Annotated in this window: 6 protein-coding genes and 1 pseudogene; 6 read left to right on the forward strand and 1 reads right to left on the reverse strand. The window is 39.0% G+C overall.

The genetic code is table 11. The features are described from left to right. The first annotated feature begins 1 nt into the window (after position 1). From G574_RS0107610 to G574_RS0107635, 6 genes are all read left to right on the forward strand, one after another. The gene (locus G574_RS0107610; protein WP_029691673.1) at positions 2–736 is read left to right on the forward strand and encodes a class A sortase; all 735 of its coding nucleotides are present in this window, start codon (positions 2–4) and stop codon (positions 734–736) included. Positions 737–878: 142 nt separating this feature from the next. Next, a complete protein-coding gene (locus G574_RS0107615; protein ID WP_029691674.1) occupies positions 879–1,832 on the forward strand; it encodes a DUF1002 domain-containing protein in 954 nt (317 codons plus the stop codon). Between the two features lie 144 nt (positions 1,833–1,976). Continuing rightward, the gene (locus tag G574_RS0107620) at positions 1,977–3,224 is read left to right on the forward strand and encodes an NRAMP family divalent metal transporter (RefSeq protein WP_029691675.1); all 1,248 of its coding nucleotides are present in this window, start codon (positions 1,977–1,979) and stop codon (positions 3,222–3,224) included. A 53-nt stretch (positions 3,225–3,277) separates the two neighbouring features. After that, positions 3,278–4,066 carry a 2-keto-4-pentenoate hydratase gene (locus G574_RS0107625; RefSeq protein ID WP_029691676.1) on the forward strand — a complete coding sequence of 263 codons (789 nt, stop codon included), beginning with the start codon at positions 3,278–3,280 and terminating at the stop codon, positions 4,064–4,066. A gap of 145 nt (positions 4,067–4,211) precedes the next feature. Beyond that, positions 4,212–5,279, forward strand: coding sequence for an ABC transporter permease (locus G574_RS0107630; RefSeq protein ID WP_029691677.1), 1,068 nt, complete (start codon positions 4,212–4,214; stop codon positions 5,277–5,279). Between the two features lie 12 nt (positions 5,280–5,291). Then, positions 5,292–5,957, forward strand: coding sequence for an ABC transporter ATP-binding protein (locus G574_RS0107635; protein ID WP_029691678.1), 666 nt, complete (start codon positions 5,292–5,294; stop codon positions 5,955–5,957). 127 nt (positions 5,958–6,084) lie between these two features. On the opposite strand, the pseudogene G574_RS11360 reads toward G574_RS0107635, so the two are convergent. Beyond that, positions 6,085–6,244 (reverse strand): annotated as a pseudogene (locus G574_RS11360) (IS481 family transposase); the annotation flags it as partial.

The following is a 6,244-nucleotide window of genomic DNA, read 5'->3' on the forward strand; positions in this document are numbered from 1 at the left end:
TGTGAAAAAGAAAACAAGACTAAGCGGTATTCTCCGCAATCTCCTAATTGTTCTTTTAGTGATTGTTGGAATTGGACTTATTTTTAATAAGTCTATCCGCAATACCTTAATTGCTTGGAATACAAATAAGTATCAGGTCGAGCATGTTAGCAAGGAAACTATTAAGAAAAACCAGACATCCGAGACATCCTATGACTTTCAAGCTGTAGAATCTATCAGCACAGAGTCTGTCCTTGCGGCTCAGATGAACGCACAAGAACTACCTGTTATAGGTGGTATTGCAATACCAGATGTTGGAATTAATTTACCTATCTTTAAAGGACTTGGTAATACCGAATTAACCTACGGTGCTGGTACCATGAAAGAAAATCAAGTGATGGGGGGCGAAAACAACTATGCTCTAGCCAGCCACCATGTCTTTGGCATGACTGGTTCATCTGACATGCTCTTTTCCCCACTTGATCGTGCAAAAAATGGTATGAAAATCTATTTGACAGATAAGGATAAGGTATATACTTACAAGATTACGAATGTCCATGTCGTCGCACCTACAGAAGTAGCAGTCATTGATGATCATGCTGGTCAAAGTGAGCTAACCCTTGTCACTTGTACAGATGCTGAGGCAACAGAACGTACCATTGTTAATGCTGTTCTTGAAGAAGAAACTAGCTACAATGATGCTTCTGAAGAAATCCACAAAGCCTTTAATACATCCTACAATCAAATTGTTCTTTAATTATTTAAGAAGGTGAAGAGGAACCTTGTGAAAATGAGGTTCTTTTTTTCATACAATGTTTTACAGTCGGAACAGTTTATTTTAAGTTTGACATGCTATAATCAAACTAATAAGAAAGAGTTAGGCGAGAAGGAGGCCGTATATGTCATTTAAGAAAAAAATACTCATGTCTGGACTGGTACTAGCTAGTCTATCACTGCCTGGTCATGCTTTTGCTGAGAGCCAAGTGCAGTCCGTCATTGATGAAAGCTACGTTCAACCAGATTATGTCCTAGGTTATTCTTTATCCGATAGCCAGAAGCAAGAGACACTAAATCTCTTGAACTATCAAGAAGGCAAAGACACCAATCTTAAGACTCTAGATACAAGTCACTATGCTAAAATCATGAATGTCGCTGATGATAGTAGTCTCAGGCTTTACTCTTCTGTCAAAATTGAAAAATTAGGTGCTTCTAAGACGCTCACCGTTTCCATCTTAACACCTGAAAATATCACAAAAGTGACCGAAGATATGTATCGCAATGCTGCTGTTACTCTTGGGATCCAACATGCGACTATTGAAGTGGCATCACCTATTCCTGTAACAGGAGAATCTGCCCTAGCCGGCATCTATTATTCTCTAGAGGAAAATGGCGCTAATGTTTCTGACGAGAGCAAAGCCCTTGCCCAGGAAGAACTCAATGCTTTATCTGACATCAATGCAGAAAATCAAGGCAAGGAAGGTTATGATGCTGATAAATTAAATGTCGCTTTAACAGATATCAAGTCTGCTATAGCAGAAGCTAATAAGGATCTCTCCAAGGAAGACATTCAAAAAATTGTCGAGGATACCTTGGACCATTATAACTTGAGATCAAGCATGTCTGAAAATCAAGTGACACTCATTGTTAATTTTGCCGTTAATTTATCCAATAGTGGTGTCATCAGTAATAGTGACTTTGTCAATACACTTGGTGACTTAAAAGATAGTATCGTGTCAAAAGCAGACGGGACCTTCAAAGGTATCGATGTCAACTTTGATGCTAATAAAGTAATGGAACAAGGTAAAGGTATTTGGCAACAAATCGTTGATTTCTTTAAAAATTTAATCGGTTAAATCATGGCAATCAGGAAATTGAAATAGAATTTCCTGATTTTTCTATTTTTTCTGAAAATTGTCTTGATTTCTCTCTTTTAATGTCATATAATAGCAATTACCACTTATCAGAATTGTCTGATAATTCAAAAAAGGAGATTGTCTATGACGGAAAACGTTGATTGGAAAAAACGCGTTAAAGCCATGGGACCAGGTATTCTTATGGCTGCGGCAGCAGTAGGAGGATCGCATATTGTATCCTCAACACAAGCTGGTGCTATTTACGGCTGGCAGCTTGCTATTGTGGTCTTGCTGGTAAACCTCTTTAAGTACCCATTCTTCAGATTTGGTTCGCAATATACTCTGCAAAACCAAAAAAGTTTGATTGAGGGGTATTCTGAAAAAGGGAAAGGCTATTTGCTGGCTTTCTTTGTTATGAATGTTTTTTCTGCAGTTGTGAATACAGCTGCCGTGAGTATCCTAGCTGCAGCTATCTTGTATAATATTTTTCCAAACGGTTTTGATCTCTCTATTTCCCAATTAACTACAGCTTTAATCGTCTTTACTGTAGGCATGCTGCTAATTGGTGGTTATCGCTTTCTCGATACGTTCTCAAAATGGATGATGACTGCTCTCACGCTTGCTACAGTTCTAGCTGTTATTATTGCAGTTTTTAAAAATCGTGAGTTGGCTCCTGATTTTGTTGCACCATCACCATGGCAGATATCTGCTCTTCCATTTATCGTTTCTTTAATGGGATGGATGCCAGCACCGATTGAAATCTCTGCCATTAACTCTATGTGGATCGTTGAAAAGCGCAAGGCTCAGAAAGTTTCTTATGAAGATGGCCTTTTTGATTTCAATGCAGGCTATATCGGAACCGCCATTTTAGCTTTCGTTTTCCTCGCCTTAGGCGCACTCATCCAGTATGGTTCTGGACAGCCGGTTGAAGCAGCTAGTGCCGCTTATATCGCGCAATTTGTAAACATGTATGCTAGAGCATTCGGCAATTGGTCACGTCTCTTGATTGCCTTGATTGCCTTCCTTTGTATTTTTGGAACGACCATTACTGTCATTGACGGGTATTCTCGCGCTAATAACGAAACGCTTCGTCTCTTGCTTAATAAACCTGAAGCTAGCTCCAAAGCTCTTAACATTTGGACGGTTGGTACAGCAGTAGCAGGGATTGTTATCGTTTTCTTCTTTGCAGGTGATGTCGCTACACTGATGCGATTTGCAATGATTGCTTCCTTCTTAACCACACCAATCTTTGGTTATCTGAATTATAAATTAGTTCACAACAAGGAAAATCGTCTCTCCCATCGTCTCAATGCACTCTCAATTGTTAGTCTTTCCTACCTTACTGGCTTTGCCCTATTCTTCTTAGCCAATACCCTTGGATTCATCGGCTAATGCAACACACCAAGACTCGTACTTTTTAACAGACTTATGAAAGGATCTTTACAATGGAAAAAAAAACATCACTCGTCACTGAGCTCGCAAGTCAACTACACCAAGCACTACAACAAAAACAACCTTTACAAATGGCAGATTTTGATGGCAAGGTAGAAGATTATGAAACAGCTTATGCTGTACAAGATGCCTTTATTGCTCTTAGAGAAGAGACTGTCCAAGGTTATAAAGTCAGTTTAACAAGTGAAGAAACACAACGTATGTTTGACTCTACTGAGCCATTTTATGGGCAAGAAACAACTACGCAATTTCTGCAAGGTCCGCTTACTTTGTCATTGTCTGAATTACTTGATCCTTTAATCGAAATCGAATTAGTTTTTCGTGCCAAAGAAGATTTATCCGTTGATGATACGCTCGAGGATCTTCTTGAGAAATTAACAATCGCACCTGGTATCGAAGTGCCCGATTCCCGCTTTAAAGAATGGTTCCCAACCTTGAACAAATACCTAGTAGTCTCAGACTGTGCTGTTGGTGGGCGAGTTATCTTTGGTCAGGAGCAAGATGTCAAAGGAAACTTTACCGTTGACGATTTGGCAAACATTTCTGGTGTCTTGTCAAAGGATGGTGAAGTTCTTAAAGAAGGAGTATCTTCAGAAGTTTTAGGAAATCCTTTAAATTCTGTCGCATGGTTGGTTAAAAAATTAGCAAGTCATGGAAAAACATTGAAAAAAGGCCAGCAGGTTTCCAGCGGTACATTTATCTTACCACCAGCTTTAGAAAAAGGCGTTTATCGTGTGGACTATGGTAGTGGTGTAGGGTCTTTAGAATTAACTGTGGATTAATATGACAAGTACCAAGCTAACAAACTGAATCAGCATCACTCAAGAGCTCAAATGGGCTCTTTTTTACGTTCATCAAACACATGAATTGACTTTAGTTCCCATGAGAACTATAATAGACTTATCACAAAAATAGAAGGATGTTATCATGTTTTTAGCTTTAAATGAAATGAAACACGCTAAACTGAGATACGGCTTGATTTTAGGATTGCTTTTCTTAATTGCCTATCTGATGTTTTTCCTCACTGGTCTGGCTTTTGGCCTAATGCAAGATAACCGTGCAGCGATTGATAAATGGGAAGCAGATACCATTATCTTAAATAAAGAGTCCAACGATCTTTTGTCCGCTTCAAACTTTAGCTTAGAAACGGCTAATGAGGTAAAAGCCGATAAAAAAGCAGAACTGAGTCAAATGGCTAGTTCGGCTTGGTCGATCAAGAACCCAACTGATGATGATAAAGAAAAAGTATCTTTATTTGGTATTGATCGCGCTAGTTTTCTAGCCCCTAATATTGTTGAAGGACGCTTGTTTGAAAATGACAATGAAGTGGTTCTTGCGCAATCAATTGCCCAAGACAATCGTTTTAAAATTGGGGATGATCTACACCTAGCTGGAACGGATAAAACGTTTAAAATTGTAGGGTACACAGATGGAGCTATGTTCAGTGTGGCACCAGTAGCTTACATGAGTCAGAAAGCATTCAATACCGTCAAGTTTGGCAATGACAGTGATCAAAATCCTATAAATGCAGTGGTTGTCCGAGGAGAAGTTACTGATTATCCAGACGAGTTGAAAAAGCTTCCTATCGCTGATTTTATCAAGAAATTACCAGGTTACAATGCCCAAAATCTGACCTTTGGTTTTATGATTGGCTTCTTAATCATCATTGCTTCTGTTGTTATTGGTATATTCATGTATGTCTTGACCATTCAAAAAGCACCTATTTTTGGCGTTATGAAGGTACAGGGAATTTCAAATGCCTATATCGGAAGTGCTGTCATGTCACAAACCTTCTTACTTAGCCTTTTAGGAACGGTATTGGGGTTACTAGGCACTTGGCTTAGCTCCTTGGCATTGCCAGCAGCAGTTCCTTTTCAGAGTAACTGGTTACTTTACGGTGGTATTGGGCTAGCTCTCATCATTTTTGCGCTTTTGGGCACTCTGTTCTCTGTTCGATCTGTAGCCAAAATCGATCCACTTACTGCTATTAGTTAGAAAGGACTCGGGATGTCAGTATTAACATTAAAACAAGTCAAAAAATCGTTTAAAGACGGATCTAAAACCATTGAAGCACTGAAAGAAACCAATTTTTCTGTCGAAGCTGGAGAATTTGTCGCTATTATTGGGCCCTCTGGATCAGGAAAATCGACCTTTTTAACCATATCAGGAGGCTTACAAGCACCTAGTCAAGGAGAAGTACTGATAAACAATCATTCCTACTCTAATTTATCGGAGAAAAAACGTTCTAAGAGACGTTATCAAGATATTGGCTTTATCCTACAAGCTTCAAATCTCGTTCCCTTTTTAACCGTCAAACAGCATCTTCAATTGGTTGATAAAATCAATAAATCAAGTCGAGAAGAAGTCGCAATGAAGCTCTTAGAAGAGTTGAGCATAGCTCATTTGGCAGACAAACTTCCTGAGGAATTATCTGGTGGAGAACGTCAGCGGGTGGCCATTGCACGAGCGCTTTACAATGATCCTGCCTTAATCTTGGCTGATGAGCCCACTGCCAGCCTTGATACACAACGGGCTTATGATGTTGTTGAGCTTCTGGCTAAAGAAAGCAAAGAGAAGAATAAGGCTATTATTATGGTAACTCATGATAAACGTATGATCACTCACTGCGATAAGGTTTATGAAATGCAGGATGGTGTTTTAAAACCAGTTTAGACGGTCAGTTAGGTTCTTTGAGTTTCTTTTTTAAAAAAGAAAAGGTTTTCATTTTTTGTTAGTGTACCTTTGTCAATGATGTGAGACCTAAAATGTTATTTTGAAGTCTTCCATTTGTTAAGCTTTACTAGGAGCTAGCTCCTAGTAAAGCTTTTCTGATATCGATAGGAGATTTCCAGCCTAAAGTCTGCATAGGGAGTCGATTGGAACGGTACAGATAGATTTTCATCTGCTTGATTAGATCGTCATAGGAATAGAAGGTCAAGTGCTGGTAGAAACGTCGATTG

Source organism: Streptococcus hyovaginalis DSM 12219 (assembly GCF_000420785.1).
Taxonomy (GTDB): Bacteria; Bacillota; Bacilli; order Lactobacillales; family Streptococcaceae; genus Streptococcus; species Streptococcus hyovaginalis.